The organism is Thermodesulfitimonas autotrophica (assembly GCF_003815015.1).
In the GTDB taxonomy this organism is placed as follows: domain Bacteria; phylum Bacillota; class Desulfotomaculia; order Desulfotomaculales; family Ammonificaceae; genus Thermodesulfitimonas; species Thermodesulfitimonas autotrophica.
Window position 1 is genome coordinate 716,998 of sequence record NZ_RKRE01000001.1, and the last position, 19,635, is coordinate 736,632.

Annotated in this window: 22 protein-coding genes; 8 read left to right on the plus strand and 14 right to left on the minus strand. The window is 58.0% G+C overall.

Features of this window, described 5'->3' with window-relative positions; translation table 11 throughout:
- Positions 1-97: 97 nt before the first annotated feature.
- A complete protein-coding gene (locus EDD75_RS03570; RefSeq protein WP_123928122.1) occupies positions 98-679 on the minus strand; it encodes a DUF6657 family protein in 582 nt (193 codons plus the stop codon).
- A 32-nt stretch (positions 680-711) separates the two neighbouring features.
- Positions 712-2,445 (minus strand): DNA polymerase/3'-5' exonuclease PolX, encoded by a 1,734-nt coding sequence (polX, locus tag EDD75_RS03575; RefSeq protein WP_123928125.1) that lies wholly within the window; start codon positions 2,443-2,445, stop codon positions 712-714.
- 124 nt (positions 2,446-2,569) lie between these two features.
- Between polX and EDD75_RS03580 the strand changes: the two genes are divergently transcribed.
- The 3 genes from EDD75_RS03580 to EDD75_RS03590 all read left to right on the plus strand — a co-directional run bounded on the left by EDD75_RS03580 (position 2,570) and on the right by EDD75_RS03590 (position 5,281).
- Entirely contained in the window at positions 2,570-2,788 is a 219-nt protein-coding gene (locus EDD75_RS03580; protein ID WP_211328058.1) for a hypothetical protein, read from the plus strand.
- A gap of 220 nt (positions 2,789-3,008) precedes the next feature.
- Positions 3,009-4,127 carry an NAD(P)H-dependent flavin oxidoreductase gene (locus tag EDD75_RS03585; RefSeq protein ID WP_123928127.1) on the plus strand — a complete coding sequence of 373 codons (1,119 nt, stop codon included), beginning with the start codon at positions 3,009-3,011 and terminating at the stop codon, positions 4,125-4,127.
- A gap of 119 nt (positions 4,128-4,246) precedes the next feature.
- Positions 4,247-5,281 carry a DEAD/DEAH box helicase gene (locus EDD75_RS03590; protein WP_211328059.1) on the plus strand — a complete coding sequence of 345 codons (1,035 nt, stop codon included), beginning with the start codon at positions 4,247-4,249 and terminating at the stop codon, positions 5,279-5,281.
- Here EDD75_RS03590 and EDD75_RS03595 read toward each other — a convergent pair.
- The 4 genes from EDD75_RS03595 to EDD75_RS03610 are packed head-to-tail and all read right to left on the minus strand — an operon-like array spanning position 5,278 to position 8,759.
- On the minus strand, positions 5,278-6,102 hold the full coding sequence (locus EDD75_RS03595; RefSeq protein WP_123928133.1) for an MBL fold metallo-hydrolase: 825 nt from the start codon (positions 6,100-6,102) through the stop codon (positions 5,278-5,280). The two genes, EDD75_RS03590 and EDD75_RS03595, sit on opposite strands and share 4 nt — an antisense overlap.
- A 13-nt stretch (positions 6,103-6,115) precedes the next feature.
- Positions 6,116-7,225, minus strand: coding sequence for a hypothetical protein (locus tag EDD75_RS03600; protein ID WP_245963038.1), 1,110 nt, complete (start codon positions 7,223-7,225; stop codon positions 6,116-6,118).
- Positions 7,226-7,232: 7 nt separating this feature from the next.
- Complete coding sequence (gene mnmL, locus EDD75_RS03605; protein WP_123928136.1) at positions 7,233-8,192, minus strand: tRNA modification radical SAM protein MnmL/YtqA; 960 nt, start codon at positions 8,190-8,192, stop codon at positions 7,233-7,235.
- Positions 8,193-8,759, minus strand: a complete 567-nt coding sequence (locus tag EDD75_RS03610) for a putative toxin-antitoxin system toxin component, PIN family (protein ID WP_123928139.1) — start codon at positions 8,757-8,759, stop codon at positions 8,193-8,195. It lies immediately after the preceding gene.
- 3 nt (positions 8,760-8,762) lie between these two features.
- Here EDD75_RS03610 and EDD75_RS03615 point away from each other — a divergent pair, with 3 nt between their 5' ends.
- A complete protein-coding gene (locus EDD75_RS03615) occupies positions 8,763-9,326 on the plus strand; it encodes an MFS transporter (RefSeq protein WP_281277437.1) in 564 nt (187 codons plus the stop codon).
- A gap of 77 nt (positions 9,327-9,403) precedes the next feature.
- Here EDD75_RS03615 and EDD75_RS03620 read toward each other — a convergent pair whose 3' ends face one another.
- The 3 genes from EDD75_RS03620 to EDD75_RS03630 form a co-directional block, all read right to left on the minus strand.
- The gene (locus EDD75_RS03620) at positions 9,404-9,682 is read right to left on the minus strand and encodes an acylphosphatase (protein ID WP_123928145.1); all 279 of its coding nucleotides are present in this window, start codon (positions 9,680-9,682) and stop codon (positions 9,404-9,406) included.
- A 4-nt stretch (positions 9,683-9,686) separates the two neighbouring features.
- Positions 9,687-10,361: a YkgJ family cysteine cluster protein gene (locus EDD75_RS03625; protein ID WP_170157690.1), complete on the minus strand. Its 675-nt coding sequence runs from the start codon at positions 10,359-10,361 to the stop codon at positions 9,687-9,689.
- Positions 10,362-10,438: 77 nt separating this feature from the next.
- Positions 10,439-12,400, minus strand: coding sequence for a glycoside hydrolase family 15 protein (locus EDD75_RS03630; protein WP_123928151.1), 1,962 nt, complete (start codon positions 12,398-12,400; stop codon positions 10,439-10,441).
- A gap of 262 nt (positions 12,401-12,662) precedes the next feature.
- Between EDD75_RS03630 and EDD75_RS03635 the strand changes: the two genes are divergently transcribed.
- The 3 genes from EDD75_RS03635 (at position 12,663) to EDD75_RS03645 (ending at position 16,075) form a co-directional block, all read left to right on the plus strand.
- Complete coding sequence (locus EDD75_RS03635) at positions 12,663-13,403, plus strand: DUF4912 domain-containing protein (protein WP_123928154.1); 741 nt, start codon at positions 12,663-12,665, stop codon at positions 13,401-13,403.
- 15 nt (positions 13,404-13,418) lie between these two features.
- The gene (locus tag EDD75_RS03640) at positions 13,419-14,999 is read left to right on the plus strand and encodes a glycoside hydrolase family 57 protein (RefSeq protein ID WP_123928156.1); all 1,581 of its coding nucleotides are present in this window, start codon (positions 13,419-13,421) and stop codon (positions 14,997-14,999) included.
- 221 nt (positions 15,000-15,220) lie between these two features.
- Positions 15,221-16,075, plus strand: coding sequence for a GGDEF domain-containing protein (locus tag EDD75_RS03645; RefSeq protein WP_170157691.1), 855 nt, complete (start codon positions 15,221-15,223; stop codon positions 16,073-16,075).
- Here EDD75_RS03645 and aroH read toward each other — a convergent pair.
- The 5 genes from aroH to EDD75_RS03670 all read right to left on the minus strand — a co-directional run bounded on the left by aroH (position 16,072) and on the right by EDD75_RS03670 (position 19,159).
- Positions 16,072-16,461 (minus strand): chorismate mutase, encoded by a 390-nt coding sequence (gene aroH, locus EDD75_RS03650; protein WP_245963039.1) that lies wholly within the window; start codon positions 16,459-16,461, stop codon positions 16,072-16,074. The two genes, EDD75_RS03645 and aroH, sit on opposite strands and share 4 nt — an antisense overlap.
- Positions 16,462-16,467: 6 nt before the next feature.
- Positions 16,468-16,932: a hypothetical protein gene (locus tag EDD75_RS03655; RefSeq protein WP_211328060.1), complete on the minus strand. Its 465-nt coding sequence runs from the start codon at positions 16,930-16,932 to the stop codon at positions 16,468-16,470.
- Positions 16,933-17,061: 129 nt separating this feature from the next.
- Positions 17,062-17,865 (minus strand): pseudouridine synthase, encoded by an 804-nt coding sequence (locus EDD75_RS03660; protein WP_123928168.1) that lies wholly within the window; start codon positions 17,863-17,865, stop codon positions 17,062-17,064.
- Between the two features lie 135 nt (positions 17,866-18,000).
- Positions 18,001-18,534 (minus strand): spore maturation protein, encoded by a 534-nt coding sequence (locus EDD75_RS03665; protein WP_123928171.1) that lies wholly within the window; start codon positions 18,532-18,534, stop codon positions 18,001-18,003.
- 37 nt (positions 18,535-18,571) lie between these two features.
- On the minus strand, positions 18,572-19,159 hold the full coding sequence (locus EDD75_RS03670) for a nucleoside recognition domain-containing protein (protein ID WP_123928173.1): 588 nt from the start codon (positions 19,157-19,159) through the stop codon (positions 18,572-18,574).
- A 234-nt stretch (positions 19,160-19,393) separates the two neighbouring features.
- Between EDD75_RS03670 and EDD75_RS03675 the strand changes: the two genes are divergently transcribed.
- Positions 19,394-19,603, plus strand: coding sequence for a DUF5320 domain-containing protein (locus tag EDD75_RS03675; protein WP_211328061.1), 210 nt, complete (start codon positions 19,394-19,396; stop codon positions 19,601-19,603).
- Positions 19,604-19,635: the final 32 nt, after the last annotated feature.

Consider the following 19,635-nt stretch of genomic DNA (forward strand, 5'->3'; position numbering starts at 1 on the left):
CCCAAAAATTATTTCTCTTGCCAAACGAATGTCGCCAAACACCACCACCGCCACCCGCTCCTTCCAGCGCCTCCCATTCGCCGGGGTACGCCACCACCTACGGAATACTCCTTATCTTCTCTTTTTGCTCCGCCAGGATCGTCTCGTACTGGCCGTTGAGCTCCCCTTGAACCCGCAGCCACTCTTCGAGGAAAGCCGGGTGGCGCTCGACATCGACCCGCACCTTCACGCCGAGCTGCCGCTGGAGAGCCTCCTGCGCCTGCTCGAGCCGCGCCGCAAAGCTTTCCTTCAGGTTGGCGTAGGTGTGTTCAAAAGCGCGCGTGTAATAATTAAAAAGGTATTCAAGTTCGCTGAAAACCTGCTTGAGTGCGCTTTTATTCTTCTTCAGGGCCAGCAAACCCTCCATTGCCCGCCGGTTAGTTTCATAGGTATTTTCATCGGCAGGTAACTGGATATTCTGTAAAAGAGTCTCCTCCATCCCCTTCCTGACGTATCCCCGCACGTCCTCCGGATACCGGTTCAACTCGCCCAGCAAATCGAAGTTTTTCTCCCGGAGAAAGCGTGCCGCCGCCTGACTTCCCTTAGGCTCAAACTCCATACCGGAAAGGTCGACTTGGTCCAGGTTCATCGCCCGCACTCTTTCTAACGCTTTCTCGTAAGCGCTCTTAATTTTATCCATCGTCTCTTCCCACCCCGTGAATTTATTTTTACCTACTTGTTTAGCCAGGAATTCCCTTTGCGACCCAAAGTCACTAACAACTCGCGGTAGCCCAAGGTATTAATCACCTGTTCGGGGCCGAGCCAGCCACGGCGCGCCACCCCTACCCCAAGTTCAAGAAAATCCATCTGGTCAAGAAGGTGGGCATCACTGCCGATAGCAAACTTTACCCCCTTTTCCGCAGCGGCGCGACAGTGAATGTCGTTCAAGTCGAGCCGCTTGTAATAAGCGTTGATTTCGAGCAAAGTCCCCGTAGCTTGAGCAGCCTTAAAGATCGCCTCCAAGTCTAAAGCGTACGCTTCCCGCTCGCCGAGCAGCCTCCCCGTGGGATGAGCAATAGCGTGCACGTACGGATTGTTAATCGCGCTCAAAAGCCGCCGGGTCTGCACCTCCCGGCTCTGGCGCAGGCCGGTATGAATAGCCGCCACGACGAAGTCAAGTTCAGCCAGCACCTCATCCGGGTAATCAAGGCGCCCGTCCATCCCGATCTCGACCTCAGCGCCACAGAGAAGCTTTACGTCCCGGCTTTTGGCGTTAAAGGCCGCGATCGCCGCCCGCTTTTTGGCTAACGCTGCCAAATCGAGCCCGCCCGCAACCTTGAGCGATTGCGAGTGGTCGCAGACCACCACCCACTCGTAGCCCAACCGCCGCGCCTTCGCCGCGATCTCCTCCAAGGAGGCCGAACCGTCACTATACTTGGAGTGCACGTGGCAATCGCCCTTAATTTCCCCTAAGTCAACTACCCGGGGCAAGCGCCCCTCCAGGGCCGCCTCAATTTCCCCCCTGTCCTCCCGCATCTCGGGAGGGATGTACGGGAGCCCCACCGCCGCTAAAACCTCTTCCTCGGTAGCGCCGGCAATCCGCTCCTCCCCGCGGAAAACCCCGTATTCGTTTATCTTGAGCCCCCGCCGGACCCCTAATTCCCGCACCCGGATGTTGTGCGCCTTCGAGCCGGTAAAGTAGCAGAGCGCCGCCCCGTAGCTCTCCTCCGGCACGACGCGCAGATCGACCTGTAAGCCGTCGGCAGTCCTGATGCTGGATTTCGTAGGGCCGTGGGCAATCACCTCGGCTACCACCGGCAGCCCAATAAAAACGTCCATCACCGCCTCGGGTTCCCGAGACCCGGCCAGGATGTCTACGTCACCGACCGTCTCCCGGTAACGCCGGATGCTTCCGGCCAAACTCACGCGGCTCACCGGCGCCCGCTCGCGAAGCAAGGCGACGATGTGCCGGGCCATAGGTAAGACCAGTCCGAGCGGTCGCCGCTCCTGGACCGACCGCAAAAGCCCGATGCCCCGCAGGATGTTTTCTTCCGTTTTGGCCTGAATCCCGGGCAGCCCCTTCAGCCGTCCTTCGCGGGCAAGCCGCTCAAGCTGGGCCACGCTCTCAATGCCCAGCTCCTCGTAGAGCATCTTGGCGGTTTTCGGCCCCACGCCCGGCACCTGCAGCAGTTCCACCAGGCCCGGCGGCACCTTCTTTTTCAGTTCCTCATATTTCTGGAGCGTCCCGGTGGACAAGATTTCTTCTATCTTGCGGGCGAGCTCCTTCCCGATGCCGGGAATCTTGGTAAGCTCCCCTCGCGCCGCGATGGCCGCAATATCCTCGGTAAGGTTCTCAATGTTTTGCGCCGCCCGCTGGTAAGCCCGAATCCGGTAAACGTCCTCACCCAAGATCTCCATAATCTCGGCCATTTGCCGGAAGATTGCGCAAACATCGCTATTTTTCACGCCGACCACCTTTTATATCATACCAGAAAAAGCGTCCCGGTAGCAAAAAATGGTCCGCAAGCGTGTTTTCGCACCGGCACAAAATATTAACGGCACACGCGCCGCGATGAGGAGGGGCCAACCGGTGACGAAGCGTTTCTTCTGGAAAAAGCGCGGCTACGAAGAACCGGAACTGGAGGAGTTTCTCCACCGCCCGCCCGGATCGCCGCAACCGCGGGAAAAATCTTCCCAAAAGTGTCAACTCCAGAGCCGGCACCGCCACGGGACAAGCAAAGACATTAAACTTGGAATGGTTTACAAAACGGGGCTACGCGACCTCAAAGAGCCGCGCCACGGCGATTGAACGCCACGGAGACTGAAAGTGTAAAAAACCCTTTTGAAGAGAGGAAAAAGTATGATATAATGCTACCGGCACGATTTTTGGTAAGTTAAACATCTTTGAGGAAGCGGATTTACCCCTGACAGGACCTGCCTCTGCTCAAGCCCCCCGCGTTCACTCAAATGTTTTACTTCCTAACGATTCGCTGCCTACCAAAAATATATAGAGTTAAGGATAGTCGCAAATGGTTGCCAACGGATTTAACAAACTAAGAATCGGGGAGCTGACGGCTGAAGTTCCGGTAATTCAAGGAGGGATGGGCGTCGGCGTTTCTCTGTCTGGGCTGGCATCTGCCGTAGCCAACGAGGGTGGTATCGGCGTCATCGCCACCGCCGGCATCGGCATGTTTGAGCCCGACTTCGCTACCGACTTCCCGGGCGCTAACATCCGGGCGCTGAAAAAAGAAATCCGCAAAGCCCGGGCCCGGACTAAAGGAATCCTGGGGGTTAACATCATGGTCGCCCTGTCAAATTTCGCTGACATGGCAAAAACCGCCGTAGAAGAGAAGGTGGACATCATTTTCTCCGGCGCCGGTCTTCCCCTCAATTTACCGGAATTCTTAGAAGGAAACCAGCGGACGAAACTGGTGCCCATTGTTTCTTCTGCCCGGGCAGCCACCCTTATTTGCAGAAGGTGGTTAGGGAAATACAGCCGCCTACCCGATGCCATAGTGGTGGAAGGACCAATGGCCGGGGGACATCTCGGCTTTAAAGAAGAGCAGCTCGGCGACCCGGCGTTTGCGCTTGAACGGTTGGTAACGGAAGTAATTGCGGCGGTAAAACCGTTTGCCGCAGAGGGCCAAAGACCCATCCCGGTAATTGCCGCCGGCGGCATTTATACCGGCGCCGACATTTATAAATTTATCCGGCTGGGCGCTGCCGGTGTGCAGATGGCGACCAGGTTTGTGACCACCTATGAATGTGACGCCGCGCCGGCCTTTAAGCAGGCATACATCGACGCGCGCAAAGAAGACCTGGTCATCATCAAAAGCCCGGTTGGCCTGCCAGGCAGAGCGATTAGAAACAACTTTACCGACGCTGTCAACGCAGGGAAAAGAAAGCCGTTTAAGTGTCCTTACCACTGCATTAAAACCTGCGCGTACCAGTCTAGTCCCTACTGCATCGCGCTCGCGTTGATCAACGCCCAGAAGGGCAACTTAAAACACGGGTTCGCCTTCGCGGGCGAAAACGCCTACCGGGCTAAAGAAATCGTTTCGGTAAGGGAATTGGTCCGGATCCTGCGCGAAGAATACGCAGCCGCAGCCGAACCGGTCGCCTTAGCCAGTAGCGGTAGCGGCCTCTAAACGGAAACAAAAAACAAAGAAAGGTGCTATAAGAGATGAGTTTTGAAAATTTTTCGCTAAGCAAGGAAACTTTAAAGGCGATCGCGGCAATGGGATTCCGGGAGCCAACGCCAATTCAGATGCTTGCTTTACCACTAGTGCTTAAGGGGGCAGACCTCATCGGGCAGGCGCAAACTGGGACCGGCAAAACTGCCGCCTTCGGCATCCCCATTGTGGAAAAAAGTCGCCAAGGCCAAAAGCCCTTTGCGATTGTCCTTGAACCGACCAGAGAACTTGCGGTGCAAGTAGCGCAGGAGATCGAGAGGCTCGGCAAATACAAAAATATACGTGTGCTGCCGGTTTACGGCGGCAAGCCCCTCGAGACCCAGAGCAGAGCTCTGCAAAGAGGCGTTGAGGTGGTTGTAGGAACCCCTGGCCGCCTGATAGACCACCTAAACCGGAAGACGCTTTCTCTTTCTGAGGTAAATACCGTAGTTCTCGACGAAGCAGACGAAATGCTCGATATGGGCTTCATCCAAGATATCGAAAGAATCCTCACCGCCGTTCCCGCCGCAAGGCAGACGCTTTTATTTTCCGCGACTATGCCCCAGCCGATAGTGAATATGGCTAGGAAATATATGAAGACCGCCGAAGAGATCCGTATCGACCCCCAAAATATGGTCGTTCCCCGGATAAAGCAAGTTTTTTATGAGGTGGGGGAACCGGATAAGATTAAGGTTCTCGCGCGGCTGCTAAACTTAGAAGACCCGCGGCTGGCCATTATCTTCTGCCGCACCAAGCGCGAAGTGGATAGGGTAGCCCTGAAATTAAGGCAGATGGGGTATAACGCTAACGCCCTGCACGGGGACTTCACCCAGGCCCGCAGGGACCAGGTAATGGGCAAGTTTAAAAAGGGCACGCTTGATCTTCTCGTAGCGACCGACGTAGCGGCGCGGGGCCTGGACATTAAAAACGTCACCCACGTCATTAACTACAGCATCCCGCAAAATCCTGAACGTTACGTCCACCGGATCGGGCGGACAGGGCGGGTGGGTAATACAGGCATCGCCATAACCCTCGTCACCCCGGCAGAGTATAAGTATCTGCGGCTGATCGAAAAAGCCGCCAAAATCAGAATTAACCGGGCAAAACTGCCCCCGGCCCAGGAAGCTTAAAACTCAAAAACTTCGCCCGCCGGAGCGAAGCGGAAGCAGTCGCCAAAGGCCTGTGATAGTTTTGCGGTCACCGGCAGGCCGGTGCAGTGGTTGGCCGCCAGAAGCATTAGGTCGAGGCTCTTGAGATACGCGATTGTGGCTTCAAGCTGCGCCGGGTCTGCCGGGCCGAGGTGGGTGCCGCCCAAGATCGCTGCCACTTTCTCTACGCCCGTCACCTGCCGGGCGTGCTCGACGATATTGGCGACCCCGGCGTGCGCACAACCAAGGAGCACCACCAGGCCCCGCGGGGTCTGGGCAAAGATGCTTAAGTCATCTGCCACCGTATCTGGCACCCGTTCGCCGTCGCGGACGAGGTACATCCGGGGGTCCCCTTTCTCAAAAGTGGTCCTGCGGGGCACTTCCCCGCTCAACCAGAAACCCGGGAATAGCACGCGGGGCTCGCGCACCCAAACGAACTCTGCCCCGGCCGCTTCCAGCTCTTCCCGCGCGAACGGAACGCCCACGTAGCGGTCCCGGGGAGAAGAAACCCGGTGGGGCGCAAAAAGATCGGGGTGCGCGTAAACCGGCACCTTTCGTCCGATAAACTCGAGTACCGCCCGCAGCCCTCCCGTATGGTCGCTGTGCCCGTGGCTTAGCACTACCGCATCCACAGCCTTGAGATCGATACCCAAGAGCGCCGCGTTACTCACGACCGCCCCGCGCTGGCCGGTATCGAAAAGAACCTTCCGCCCTTCGTACTCCACCCAGAGGCTGAGCCCGTGCTCCCCGAAGATCGGCAGCGTCCGCCCTACACTGTTTTCGACTAAAACCGTTACCCGCAAAGCCTATTCCTCCTTACCGTAGCGTCCAAAGCCAGAGCAAAATTTCAAAGGTAATCAGCACCACAATTGCCACCTCAAGCACTAAGAAACGGTGGGTCACCAACTCATCACTTAACATGGCGTAGTTCCGCTCGATAACCTCCACCTTGCGCTCGATACTCCGGAGCCATTCCTGGACGCGGAAAATCTTCAGGGCCGCCGTGTAAACGCGGGCGTAGAAGACGTCCTCCGTCACTTTAAGCGCGTTCTGAACCCGCTCCGTAATCTCCGTAACCTCGACGACCAGCTCCATCATCTTCCGCATTATGCTGCGGTACTTGTGAAGGCGACGGTAACCACCCCGGCCCGCCTCCTCAATCGCATCATACATCGCGGCCACCTCCCGGTCGAGCAGGCTGTCGTAGTACCTGAGTTCCAGGAGCTGCGCGTTGGCAAACTCGAGGAGGTCGGGAATGTCAGTGCTCCCGGCTGGATCACAAACCAGCGCTGCGTCCCACGTAATGATGGTGGTATCGTCACCGTAAGAAAACTGGTTGCGTAACGTTTCCCGCCTCATTTCCTGGCTCACCGTTCCGGGTTCCCCTAAGAGCAAAGGGACCGGATCCCACTCCCGCGGCCAGGTTTCAAAAAAGTATACAATAAAGTCTTCAGCAAAACCGGTAAAGCCCACCCCCGCCAGCGCCGGCTGCAGAGCATTCACGAGCTCATCCCGGTAGCTCATGAAGAGCGACTCAAACTCCCCTGCGTCGCCAAGCAACACCGAGAGCTTCCGGAGATCATCGTAACCAAAACGTTCTGGCAGCAAGAGCCGGACGACTATCGCCAGCACCCCAAAGTCGTACAGCCGCGCGCTCGGCGCCGTAGCGAACTCCCAATCCCCAAGCCGCACCGGGCGTCCCGCGAGTTCCACCGTCAGCGGCGGGTTCTTAAACTCGAGCGCCTTCGGCCGCACCCGCGCTAGCTTCAGCCGCGAAACAGGCTTTTCCACTGCCAGCAATTCTTCCGCCTGCAGCAGGTCGATCTCCTGCGCCACATCGTAAAGCCGGTAGAGCCAAACCGAACCGCGCGTCACTCTTTCACCCGAAAGGCGCCGGGAAGCGGTTGCTCCCGGTGCCAATTTCACCTTTATTTTAACCCCTTCCCTCCAGGTGCTGACGTACCGTTTTTAAGACCGCAGACTCTAAAGCCCAACCCGCCCGGCTTCCCTGCCGCGTCCCGCGCCGTTCAAGTTCGCGGTCAATCCGGTCAATGACCGCTGCTTTACTTACGCCCCAGCGCGGCGCAAGGAGAAGCGCGTCGTCGGTCACGTCACCCACCAATCGCAAAATCACCGTCTGCGGCGAAAGGGCCTCAATAAAATCGCAGGATAGGGAAACATACTCGTCCAGACTAAGCGTTTTAACTTCCCCGCGCAGAAACGCGGCCGCAAGAGGCGTTCCTTCAAAAACCTGTAAATGGTGCAGCTTCACCCCGTCAACACCGGTGGCGTTCAGGGCGGCGGCCGTCGCGAGCATGTCGGCTGCCGTCTCCCCCGGCAGTCCCAGAATCACGTGCGCGCCGATATAAATGCTCCGCCCGCGGGTCCTGGCCACTGCAGCCGCAAAAGTGGCGAAGTCGTGCCCCCGGTTGATCCGCTGGAGCGTCGCGTCGTGACAGGATTGCAAGCCGTATTCCACCCAAACCATCCAGCGGTCCGTGTAGCTTTGGAGTAAATCGAGAACCGGGTCAGGAACACAATCGGGCCGGGTGGCGACAGCCAGCCCCACCACCTCCGGGTCAGCAAGCGCCTCCTCGTAAACCCGGCGCAGCGCCGCTATTGGCGCGTAGGTATTGGTATAGGCCTGAAAATAGGCGATGTAACGTCCCGGACCTCGCCGGTGCCCTTTAAAACGGCGCACCTGCTCCGCAACCGTCAGTCCACGTCCGGAAAAGGGGCTGAAAGCCGGGTTCAGGCAAAAGATGCAGCCCCCCGAACCCACGGTGCCGTCACGGTTCGGGCACCCGAAACCCGCGTCAAGCGGGATTTTACGCACCGGTCCCCCAAAATGCTCCTTCAAGAAGCGGCTAAACGTGTAGTAGCGCTTCTCCATTCAGGATTTCCCCTTAGCCTCCGGGAACTCCCGGGACAGGAAGGCGTGCGCGGTAAGGATTTTAATCCCCTGGTACTCGCCCACCTGAAGCAGGTGTCTGTCCTGAGAGACGATATAACCGGCCCCACCGCAAACCGCACACTCGAGCAGGCGGTTATCTGAGGGGTCCTCTTTAATAACCCGCAGACGAAAATCCGGATGCACTAACGTCATGTTCTCGCGGGACAGGAGCTTCTGGATCGCCCGTTCGCGCCGGTCAACCGCCTCCCGCGGGCCAAAACGCATCCGGTTGAAGATGTGCAGGTACTCTTCCCGCAAAGCGGGACTTATCAGGACGTCAATTTTACCTTCCAACCAGAGACTTACCAGCCGGCCAGAGGCTTTAACCGGGTTGATAAGTCCCCCCATCACCACGTTGGTATCCACAACAATGCGGGGGCGTAAACCGCGGCACTCCTTTCCCGCCGCCGGGACCCCACCGCCAAGGCGTTCTGAGAGAGCGGCCGTATGGCCCTTGGCGTCCGGAGTAGTCTTTTTATGGTAAAATAGGCGTAAAGGGGTGAGCATCCTCTGGATAAGCGCCTTTATACCTTTTGCCTGGCCATCCTTCCCGTCATGATCTGTTCGGGGATGGTCTACTCCGTCTTGGCCCTCTACTTTGCCAACCTCGGCGCCACCACCAGCCAGATCGGCCTGATTTACACCACCGGTGCCCTCACCGGCGCTCTTACCGGTCCGTGTCTTGGCCGCCTTGCCGACCGTTACGGGCGGAAGCCCGTGATCATGGGCGCGATGCTGAGTTTCTTTCTCGTTTTCCTCGCTTACGCCCTCATGCGCCACATTCAGCTCGCCTTTCCGATCCAGGCCGTGGAAGGTGTCGCCTGGGCGGGATTGGGCGCGGCGGCGACGGCGCTGGTTGCGGACCTTGCCCCGCGTAGCCGCCGGGGCTGGGCGATGGGGATATACGACCGCACCTGGTTTATCGGCTGGATCGTGGGGCCCACTTTCGGAGGCTTCGTGGCGGAACACCTCGGCTTTCGCCAAACCTTTATGATCGCCAGCAGCCTGATCTTGATCGGACTGGCCGTTTTGCTCCTCTGGGTAAAGGAACCGCCCCGTCCCGGAGCAGGCTGACCGAACCCCGTTCCGTCCGACCCTATTCTGTTCGCTTAACGCTTGTTTTTTAGACATTTACTTCTCCTTTCCAGGGATCACCGCCGAATCGCAAAGCCGTTAAACTCGCCGCGCCAATCTTCCCACGTAACCTTTACCTCCATCACCCGCGCCGCTGGCGAACCTTTGTGGCACCAGGCAACGAGCCGCTCGACCGCCTCCCGCTCTCCTTCGAAAACCGCCTCTACCGAACCATCGGGCAGGTTGCGCACCCACCCAGTAACTCCGGCCGCAAGTGCCTCCTGCTGGGTATAACCGCGGAAGTAGACACCCTGGACTTTCCCCCTCACAATAACGTGCGCCCGTGCTTGCGGCATCTTTTCACCCCCGACTTCTTCGCCCTTCCTGCTGCGGCACGTAGAGTTCCCGCCAGAGCCGCCCCGGCAGAAGCGCCCGTAACCGGACCGCGTCGTACCGCCACCTCCCCGTAAAAGGGTTCTTAAGCCAATCACGCGGGTTAACGTGCGGCCGGTCCGCGTAGTGAACAACCCGGCGGGTCTTCAGCCACCGCCGCACTAATTCATCCTCACCGCTGTTCACAACCGCCTCCCGGACCGCCAGGGCCCTACCCGTCGCCGGACAGCAGAAAAAGGTCTGGCAAACGAAGGGTCGCACCGGGTAAACCCTGCAGGTGCGCGCCTGCCGGTCAAGAAAGATGCAGTAACCATCATCGAGACGGCGGAGGGTGATGTCGACAACCGGACCGGTGACGGCAACGTAGCCGTAGCGGCTCAAAAACTCGCTTAAAGAGGAGCATCCGGTAACCCGCGACAGCAAAAAAGAGTCGATAATCGTGAGCGGCGCCCGCTCCGCGCAGCAGCGGTCGCAACCCCGGCAGGCCCGCACTTCCGGCCGCCGCACCCGGGTGAGCTCAAGCCCCGTAAAGGCACGGTTCAGGGCGTCAAGATAATCCTGGACGGTTGCTCTTTTCGCCGTAATAACCAGATCATATCCCTGAGCCGCCCCGAAGCGCTGTAGAAGCACTTTAACCGCCAATTCGGCTCGTTCCCTTCGCGCACCCTGCTTTAACCTTAAGTATAGCGTAAATACCGGGGGAATGCTAACGAAAAACTTCAGGGGCCAAGCTCGCACCAGCGTCTGCCGTAATCCCCGACCACCTGCACAAACGTCGCGTGGGACCAGGTAAGCGGCGCCACGGAAAGGGGCTCCCCGGTATAAGGGTGGACCTGTTCCGCCATGATTCCCGTAGGCAGAGAGTAGCGTACCGCCCACTCGATCAGCTCCCTGGCAGCCGCGAGATCTTCCCGGCACTGCGCCCGGGCCACGTGCCAGCCCGCCAGCCATAGAGTGCAGATAAACCAGGGATTTCCCGGCACCCGGGCGATATCGTCGCTGCGGCGGAAATAGTAGTCGTTCGCGTACCGCGCCAGGCCGCCTACTTCCGTCTTCACCCAGAGCCCGTCGCGGACCGCTTCCATCGTGCGCACCACGCGCGGATCGGTTGCCGGAAGCACGCCGAACCCCCAAACGCCCCACAGACTCGCATCGAGGGTGTAATCTGGCGTCACTTTTTCCCCGGCTACCGGGTAAAAACCGCGGATAAACCGGCCCAACTCTTCGCTGTAAAGCTCCGTCAAAATCCCGGTTTTGACCGCTTCCGCCGCCTCTTCCCACCTCACGGCAGACTTCACGTCCCCTAACAGCGCCGCGCATAAAGAGGCCGCGTGGAGGCCCGCGTAGACCGCGCTCGCCGTGAAAGTGAAGATGCCGCACCGCTCCTCCCAGAGATCGTAGCTCGGCAGCGGCAGGCCGCTCCCGGGATCACGGTAACCGGCCATAAACGCGGCAGCGGGTTTAACCAGCTTGGGATAAAGCTCGGCCAGAAAGCAAAAGCTCCGGTAGCGCCGGTAGTGCTCCCAGAGCGCCCAGAGCACCAGCGCCGTTTCGTCCTCCTGGATGGGCAACTGAAACTCCCCGTCGCGCACCCACGACTGCCAGCTCGAACCTACCGAGCCCTCCGGGTTGTACTTATGCCAGTGGTAACCGCCTTCGCTCAGCGTTCGCGCCGCAAAGTGATAAAAAGGAACCGTGAGTTCCGGGTAGCCGGCCCTGTCTAACGCGTAACTCACCAGCGCCCCGTCCCGCGGCCAGACGTAGGAATAGTGGTCCCGGTTGGTCAGCAGGATGTCGCTGTCATTGGCCGCCAGGATTGCGCCCCGCCTATCGATCTGCGTCCGCAGGATGAGCAGGCTGCGCCGGTAAAGACGGACCACCTCCTCCGGCAGATCCCCGAAGTCGTTCTCCGCCTTCCGGACCCAATTTTGCCAGTAGATGGCCGTGCGCTTCAAAAGCGTTTCCGGCCCTTCGTTCAGGACAAGCGTGTTCTTTTCCCAGACCTCATGGAAGTTCCGGCCCGCCACCACCCAGAAGAAGAGCACTTCCTTTCCCTGCGGCGGGATTTCCGCCGCCAACCCAACCGTGCTGTTAACCGCCCCCTGATCGGCGGGGTTGCTCAGCAGCACCCCGTCTTCGGCGTCGGCACGGCTTCCCTGCCCTCCCGGGAAGCGCTTGCGGATGCTGTACTGTTTAATGCCCTGCCCGCCAAAACGCCCGTTCAGGAGGAAATAATAGTCGCGCTTGTAGTGAATAAGGGTCGCGGTACTCGGGTCGTAGAGCGCCGTGTCCCCGACGTCAAAACCGGCGATATTAAAATCGTGGAAAAAAAAGACCCGGAATTCCCTTGCCTCATCCGCCAGATTCTCAATCTCCGCCCTGCGGAGGAGAATGTTTTCCTGGCAGTCAACAGCGTCGGTGAAACGAATCGCCACCCCCAGTCCCGTATGAACCGCTTCGGTTTCCGCCACCAGGGTATACTCCTGGTAGCGCATGGTGATTTCCCAACCGTCCCCGCCAACCCAAGAAAAAGCACCGTTCACCCACAACCCGACCTCGCCTTTACCCATCCCAAAATGATTTTCCATCCCTACGTAAGGGTAGTAAAGGTCCCGCAGGTGATAAAATTTATCAAAATTTACCAGCATCGTTCCGTTACCGAGCACTATCTCGCGCGGCATTTATTTCCTCCCCGACTTATTCAGTTGGTCTACCTCTCCACAACATGATAAAGGTTATTACCGTTGCAGACAAATCCTCGCCCCAAATTCCGGCTTACGGCCAAACGCGCCGTGATTTTACTTTTATAAAGCGCAAAAAGCGAGGCAATAATAAAAAAAGCTTGAACGGCGCTATTTTTTTACCGTTTTTTGTCTATGATATTTTCCGCACGCAAATCATATGCACCGTGACCGAGAGCCATCCTTGAGGGGGTAAAGCATAATGAGCTTCTTCGTTTTAATATTAAGTATTATCTTGGCGGCTATAATTATCGTCCTTTTTTTTCGGGCTTGGCGCCGGCCGGCCGGGGAAGGGCTTAACGTCTCTCCCCCGCTGCCGCCAAAGAGACCCGATACGGAGTTCGCCGCTGAAATCTGGCCTTCCGTCTCCGTACCACCCGCGCCGGCAGGGCAAATGGCTCCCGAACTGCCCCGGCGGTACGGGGAAGACCGCCTTGTCCTCCTCGCCCGCGACCCCCACTGGCTTTTTGCCTATTGGGAGGTAAGCGCTACCAAGCAGGAAGAGTTTCAGGCCCGCTACGGTCCGGAAGCCTGGCGGACCTCCCGGCCCGTGTTGCGCCTTTACGACGTGACCGGCATCAAATTCGAAGGATACAACGCCAACAGTTACGTTGATATTCCCATCAGTGAGGAAGCGGACAACTGGTACCTCGAGGTCGGCCAGCCCAACCGCACCTTCTGCGTCGACCTTGGGCGGCTCCTGCCTACGGGGGAGTTCGTGACGCTGCTCCGCTCGAACTTAGCCCACACACCGCGGGCAGTACTTTCCGAACTCTGCGACGAAGAATGGATGTGGATAGAAGGGGTGTACCGGTCCATTCTGCGCTACCAGTTCGGTATCAGCTCCCCGTTGCTTTTCGAAGAAATCGCCGCCCGCATGGGTAAGGAAGTGATACCGGTTGGGATCGGCTCCCCGGTAATCCTTCCCCCTGTAAGAAAGTAGCTGGAGGAAACGAGCATGCGTAAAGGCTATCTCGCCATCGTGCTGCACGCCCACCTGCCCTTTGTCAGGCATCCGGAACATTCCTTTGCTCTGGAGGAAAGGTGGCTTTACGAAGCGATCACAGAGTGCTATATCCCGCTCATCTGGGCCTTCGAAGCGCTGGTCAATGACGGGGTGCGTTTCCGCCTCACCCTCTCCCTTTCGCCGCCGCTCCTCTCTATGCTCACCGACGAATTCCTCCGGCAGCGCTATCTCCATCACCTCCACAAGCTGCTGGAGCTAACGGATAAGGAAACCTGGCGTACAGCGGGGACGCCCTTCTTCCCCTTGGCCCAGATGTACCAAGCACGCTTTCGCCGCGTCCGCGACACCTTCAACGCTTACGGTGGCAACCTGATCGCCGCCTTCAAAAAATTCCAAGAAGCCGGGTGTCTCGAAATCATCACCACTGCTGCCACCCACGGCTATCTCCCCCTCCTCTTCGTCAACCCGCAGGCGGTGGCCGCCCAGATCGCGGTGGCGGTTAAACTTTACCGCCGCCATTTCGGGCATAACCCACCCGGTTTTTGGCTGCCCGAGTGTGCCTACACACCGGGAATCGACGCCTATTTAAAGAAGCACGGCATCCGTTACTTTTTCGTCGATACCCACGGCCTCCTTTTCGGCTCCCACCGACCCCGTTTCGGCGTCTTCGCCCCGGTCTTCTGCCCCACCGGCGTTGCCGCCTTCGGCCGTGACGTAGAATCCTCCAAGCAGGTCTGGAGCGCTAAAGAAGGCTATCCGGGGGACTTCGACTACCGCGAGTATTACCGGGACATCGGCTACGACCTGGATTTGGAGTATATTCGCGATTACATCCACCCGGACGGCATCCGCATCAACACGGGCCTTAAATACTACCGGATCACGGGCAAAACCGAGCACAAAGAGCCTTACGTTCCCGAATGGGCCCGCGAGAAGGCGGCTACTCATGCCGGTAATTTCATGTTCAACCGGGAACACCAGATCAGGTATCTCTCCCGCTTCATGGACCGGCCGCCGCTCATCGTCGCTCCTTACGACGCCGAGCTTTTCGGCCACTGGTGGTTCGAAGGGCCCCAATGGCTCGAATTCCTTGTTCGCAAAATAACTTACGATCAGGAAATCATTGAACTTGTTACGCCCTCGGATTACTTGCGGCGCCACCCCTGCAACCAGGTGGTTACCCCCTGCCCGTCAAGCTGGGGGAACAAAGGCTACCACGAGGTCTGGCTTTGCGGCGCCAACGACTGGATCTACCGGCACCTTCACTGGGGAGCCGACCGAATGGTAGAGCTTGCTAACCGCTTTCCGGAAAGCAGCGGTATGCTCCGCCGGGCCCTCAACCAGGCGGCGCGGGAACTGCTCCTGGCACAATCAAGCGACTGGCCCTTCATCATGGCCACCGGCACCATGGTGGAGTATGCCGTGCGCCGCTTCCAAACGCATATGGCAAATTTTATCGGCATTTACCGACAAATCACCGAGAACCGCGTCGAGGACGGCTGGATCGAAGAACTCGAAAGTCATAACAACATCTTCCCGGAAATCGATTACCGCGTCTTTACCAAAGACTAAAGAGGCGCCATCCCAGAGCAATGGCGAAAAACAGAAACAATTGTCTAAAAATCTTCAGGAAGAGAATGAGAAATAGCTTGACATTTTTATCCCGGTTGGTAAAAATTTATTTGGGTTTTTTAATCGCGGTAGCAAGGAAAATTCCGGCAAACCACGAAAGTCTCTTTCTCGTTTTTATTCCGGTTCTTCACGCACTACAATACCGAAAGGCGGAAGCAACCGTGAAGATCACCGAAATTATGAACCGCAACGTCCTCACCGTCTGCCAAGACCAGCCGGTTTCGCAGGCTGTTCACCTGATGGAAAAACATAAAGTAGGAGGGCTCGTCGTCTTAGCACCAGACGGCACCTTAGCGGGAATTGTAACCTCGCGCGACCTGCGTGGCGTCCCGACAAGCCAGCCAATCAGCGAAATAATGTCCCGCGACCTCACGGTTATTGACCCTGCAACGTCACTCTGGGAAGCGATGGATATTATGAACCAGGCAGGCGTTGAAAGGCTGCCGGTCGTCGCCGCCAAGAAACTTATCGGTATCGTTACCAAGATCGATCTTCTTACCACTATCGCCCGCCATACCGATTCGCTCACCGGCCTTTATACCGCCGCCTACCTCCGGGACACGGCAGAGCGACTCTTGCAGACGGCGCCGGAGATCTGCATTATTTTTTTCGACATTGACGATTTCGGATTGATCAACAAGCTGCTCGGCCACTCGCAGGGGGACCAGTGCCTCCGGCTGGTGGCTAATCTTTTATGTTGCCAGAGCAAACCCGGGCAGGACTTTCCTTGTCGCTATGGCGGCGACGAGTTCGCTGTGGTGAGCACCCGGCCCCTGGAAGATGCGGTTGTGTGGGCAAGAAGCCTGACGGAAGAAGCGGAAAGGAGTTGCAAATCCGTTTCCCTCAGCCTCTCGGCGGGAATAGCCGGTGGCAGGCGCCGGAGCTTCCGGCCCGGGACCAATCCGGCGGACGTGGTGGAAAGCCTGATTAACTTAGCCAGTTTGGCTTCCACGCGCGCAAAACTCAAACGCTCCAGAATAGAAGTCGCCAGCGGCGAGCCACCGCTTCCCAATTAATTCCCGCTACTTAGGTCGAGCCGCAACGTAGCGGCTCCTTTCAAGTAAAGATGCTTGAGTTCCCTCTGGGATTTTTCCGTATTAACGTGCATCAGCACCCTGAGCACTTTTCCCATCGCCCCAGGCACATCAATCTCCTGCGCGCAGAGAAGAGGCACATACTGCCAGCCTAGTTCCCTTGCCGCCAAAGCAGGAAACTCCGCGTTCAAGTCCGGCGTCAGGGTAAAAAAGATGCTCGCAATATCCTCGATCTCAATTCCGTTCTCCCGGACAAGTGCTAAAAGCAGCTCTTTGGTGGCCGCAATAATTTCCTCCCGCGTGTTCCTCTCGACGGTAATCGCTCCCCTTATCCCGCGAACACGAATTGGCCTGCACACTCCCTTCACGAAATTTCAGCGCCCGTTATACTTGCGCTCCAGGGCAACCCGGTAACGCGCAAGTTCTTCGCCGATCCGGAAGAAGAACCGCTCCATCTCGTACCTGCTGAGCACCACATTTTCCGGCTCGAGGATCTCGATTTTTCTAAATTCCTCGCGAAAGACCAGTCGCACCAGATCATCTATACCTTCCGCGACCACCGTCAACTCCAGCGGTGCGAAGGCAACCTCCGCTCCCGTAACCTCATCGGTAACGGTGTACACTTCCCAGGACATGTTGATATCCTCGATGCGTATCCCCTGCAGCGGCACGTTCCGGAAAAGCGCAGCCTGCTGTTCCCGCGCATCCTCCGCTGCCTTCTCCGTCGTTTTGCCGCCAAACAGGAGACGACCCGGCCTGCTCACCCCGCGAAAATCGAGGCGGATGCGCGCCCGAATCTCTCTTTCTAACAGGTCGGTACCCGCAAGGCTTTTGACCAATACGAATTCCCCCTTACACCCCATAATAACAATTCATTCGCGCCAAGCCAGCAAATTCCTCCCCGCCGCGCGTCTACCCGCCTCTTTAGCCCCAAAATTTGTACAGGAGACCAGGTCTTAAAGAAAATGCTAACCGCCCGCGCTCTTCCCCGGCCGGCTTTCTCCTTCGCCTTTACTTCTTGTTTCGTAATCCGGACAGAGGCCAACCGCTTCCCTTAGCGCCGCCACTTCATCTTCGCTCAGGTATCGGTAGGCCCCGGGACGCAGCCCTTGCAAACGCAACTGGCCGATACCAACCCTCTTAAGACGCAGTACCGGGTAGCCTACTGCCGCACACATGCGCCGTACCTGCCGCTTGCGTCCTTCCCGCAGCGTAATCTGCAAAAGCGTGCGCCGCGGCAGCCTGCGGAGCACCGTCACCTCTGCTGGCTGCGTCGGACCGTCTTCCAAGAGCACCCCCTCGCGGAGCTGCCGGACGGCCTCTTCTCCAATAGCGCCCGCAACCCATACGTAATATATCTTCGGCACCTTATACCGGGGGTGAATCAGGCGGTTGGCTAACTCGCCGTCGTTGGTGAGGAGAAGCAGCCCTTCGCTCTCATAGTCGAGTCGCCCCACAGGATAGACCCGCTCTGGAACCGCCCGCAGAAAATCGCTTACTTTGGGCCGCCCCTGGGGGTCGTAAAGTGTCGTAACGACGCCCACCGGTTTATAAAAAGCAAGATAAACGCGCTTCTTCTCAAGAAGCCGCTTCAAATAAACCGGCCTTCCGTCGATCTCCACCACGTCCCGCGCCGGGTCGATCTTCACCCCGGGCCGCGCCACGAGCCGCCCGTTAACCTTTATCCGCCCCGCCTTGATCAGCATCTCGGCCCGCCGCCGCGAAGCCACCCCCGCCCGGGCTAAAAGCTTATGCAATCTTTCTTCTGCCAAAGCGCCATCACCCGGGGAATATTATACCCGTAACGGCAAGGACGGGCTACCTTTTCGCTGCCAACGCCCCCCTTTCAGCCGAAAATCTTGTTGGGCAAAGGCCCGCTTTTGGCTATCGCCCCAAATGTTCCTCCCCTACCGAAAAAAGAGCCGCACAAAAAGCACCGAAGCTAAAAACGTAGTAAAATCGGCCAAAAGGCCGGTTACCGGCGCGTAACGGTACTTTTTTACCCCGACCGCGCCGAAGTAAAGGCTCAGCACGTAGAACGTCGTATCGCTCGAGCCCTGCATTGTTGAGACCAGTCGGCCGAGGAAGCTGTCCGGCCCGTGGGTGCGGATAATATCCGTGGCGATGCCGAGGGCCGCGCCACCCGACAGCGGGCGCATAATCGCGTGGGGCAAAACTTCCGGTGGGATACCCAGCGGCGTGAGGACTGGCGCCAGCAGGTGTGCCATCCCCGCCATGGCACCGGAAGCGCGAAAGACGCTGATCGCAACCAGCATGGCCACTAAATAAGGGATCGTTTTGACCGCGATGGCGAAACCCTCCTGGGCTCCGGAAACAAAAGCCTCGTAAACAGGGACGCGGCGGCAAAAAGCAGCCACCAGCACCAAAAGTAAGAGGCCGGGGATCACCCATTCCGCCGCCACACTCACGAAACCAATCATTCAGGCCGCCTCCCGGAACCGCTTGTTTTGCCTGAGCCTACTTGCTTTTTGGGTAAAACCGCCGCAGCACCGCGTCGGCAAGCACCGCTACCGTCATCCCGCAGGCCGTTGCGAGAATCGTGGTGCCGATGATTGCCGCGGGCTCACGCGAGCCGTAAAGTGCCCGGATACCGATTACCGTAGTGGGGACCAGCGTGAGGCAGGCGGTGTTAAGCGCCAGGAAGGTGCACATCGCCGGCGTGGCCTCCTCCGGATGCGGGTTCAGTTTCTGCATCTCCCGCATAGCCGCAAGCCCCGCGGGTGTCGCGGCATTGCCGAGGCCAAGGATGTTTGCGGCAAGGGTCAAAATAATTGCACCGACGGCCGGGTGGTTGGGCGGCAGCCCCGGAAAGAGCAAACGGACTAGCGGCCGCACCAAGCGAGACAGGAACTCAACCAAGCCCGCCGCTTCCGCTACCCGCATCACCCCGAGCCAGAAGGCGATGATGGCGATTAAGCCAAAGGAGGTATCCACCGCTGTTTTCGCTCCTTCAAGGACAGCCGCCGTGACGGCCTCGGCCCTGCCCTTGATCATCGCTATGATAACGCCAGAAAGCATAAGGAAAAGCCATAAAAGATTAACCACTGGCGCACCCTCCAGGCCGGGACGCTGCTCACGCGCCTCCGGCAGATCCGTTATCTAAAGCTTATTTCCTCGTGGGCGGCAATTAGAAGCGGGCGCGAAAGGGCTTTCGCCTTGTTTTACACATCATAACCCGCAATCTCCCAGTAACCGGCATAAGACCTCTTGACTTTTTATCCTGGTATTTTTACAATTATAATGAACATATGTTCATAATAAGCGAAGGAGGTGAGTCTCGTGCCCTGGGGATACGGCTACGGCTTCGGCCGGGGATTTGGCTTCGGTCGCTGGCACGCAGCACCCTGGTGCCGGCGGCGGTTCTGGGGAGCGCCCTACTGGTACGGCTTCCCCGAGGAGAAAGAATTCTTAAAAAACGAAGCCTCTTTCCTCCGGCAGCAACTGGAGGCAATCGAAAAGCGGCTGCAAGAGCTACAAAAGCAGGAGTAACAGAATGAAGGGGCTGCCCGAAAAAGGCAGCC

What these genes read in the sequence shown, in the direction of transcription:
- EDD75_RS03610 (WP_123928139.1), bottom strand. Translation starts at nt 8,759, where the DNA reads ATGCTCACCCCTTTACGCCTATTTTACCATAAAAAGACTACTCCGGAC.
- EDD75_RS03635 (WP_123928154.1), top strand. Translation starts at nt 12,663, where the DNA reads ATGAGCTTCTTCGTTTTAATATTAAGTATTATCTTGGCGGCTATAATT.
- EDD75_RS03585 (WP_123928127.1), top strand. Translation starts at nt 3,009, where the DNA reads ATGGTTGCCAACGGATTTAACAAACTAAGAATCGGGGAGCTGACGGCT.
- EDD75_RS03590 (WP_211328059.1), top strand. Translation starts at nt 4,247, where the DNA reads ATGCTTGCTTTACCACTAGTGCTTAAGGGGGCAGACCTCATCGGGCAG.
- EDD75_RS03640 (WP_123928156.1), top strand. Translation starts at nt 13,419, where the DNA reads ATGCGTAAAGGCTATCTCGCCATCGTGCTGCACGCCCACCTGCCCTTT.
- EDD75_RS03620 (WP_123928145.1), bottom strand. Translation starts at nt 9,682, where the DNA reads ATGCCGCAAGCACGGGCGCACGTTATTGTGAGGGGGAAAGTCCAGGGT.
- EDD75_RS03665 (WP_123928171.1), bottom strand. Translation starts at nt 18,534, where the DNA reads ATGATTGGTTTCGTGAGTGTGGCGGCGGAATGGGTGATCCCCGGCCTC.
- EDD75_RS03630 (WP_123928151.1), bottom strand. Translation starts at nt 12,400, where the DNA reads ATGCCGCGCGAGATAGTGCTCGGTAACGGAACGATGCTGGTAAATTTT.
- EDD75_RS03570 (WP_123928122.1), bottom strand. Translation starts at nt 679, where the DNA reads ATGGATAAAATTAAGAGCGCTTACGAGAAAGCGTTAGAAAGAGTGCGG.
- mnmL (WP_123928136.1), bottom strand. Translation starts at nt 8,192, where the DNA reads ATGGAGAAGCGCTACTACACGTTTAGCCGCTTCTTGAAGGAGCATTTT.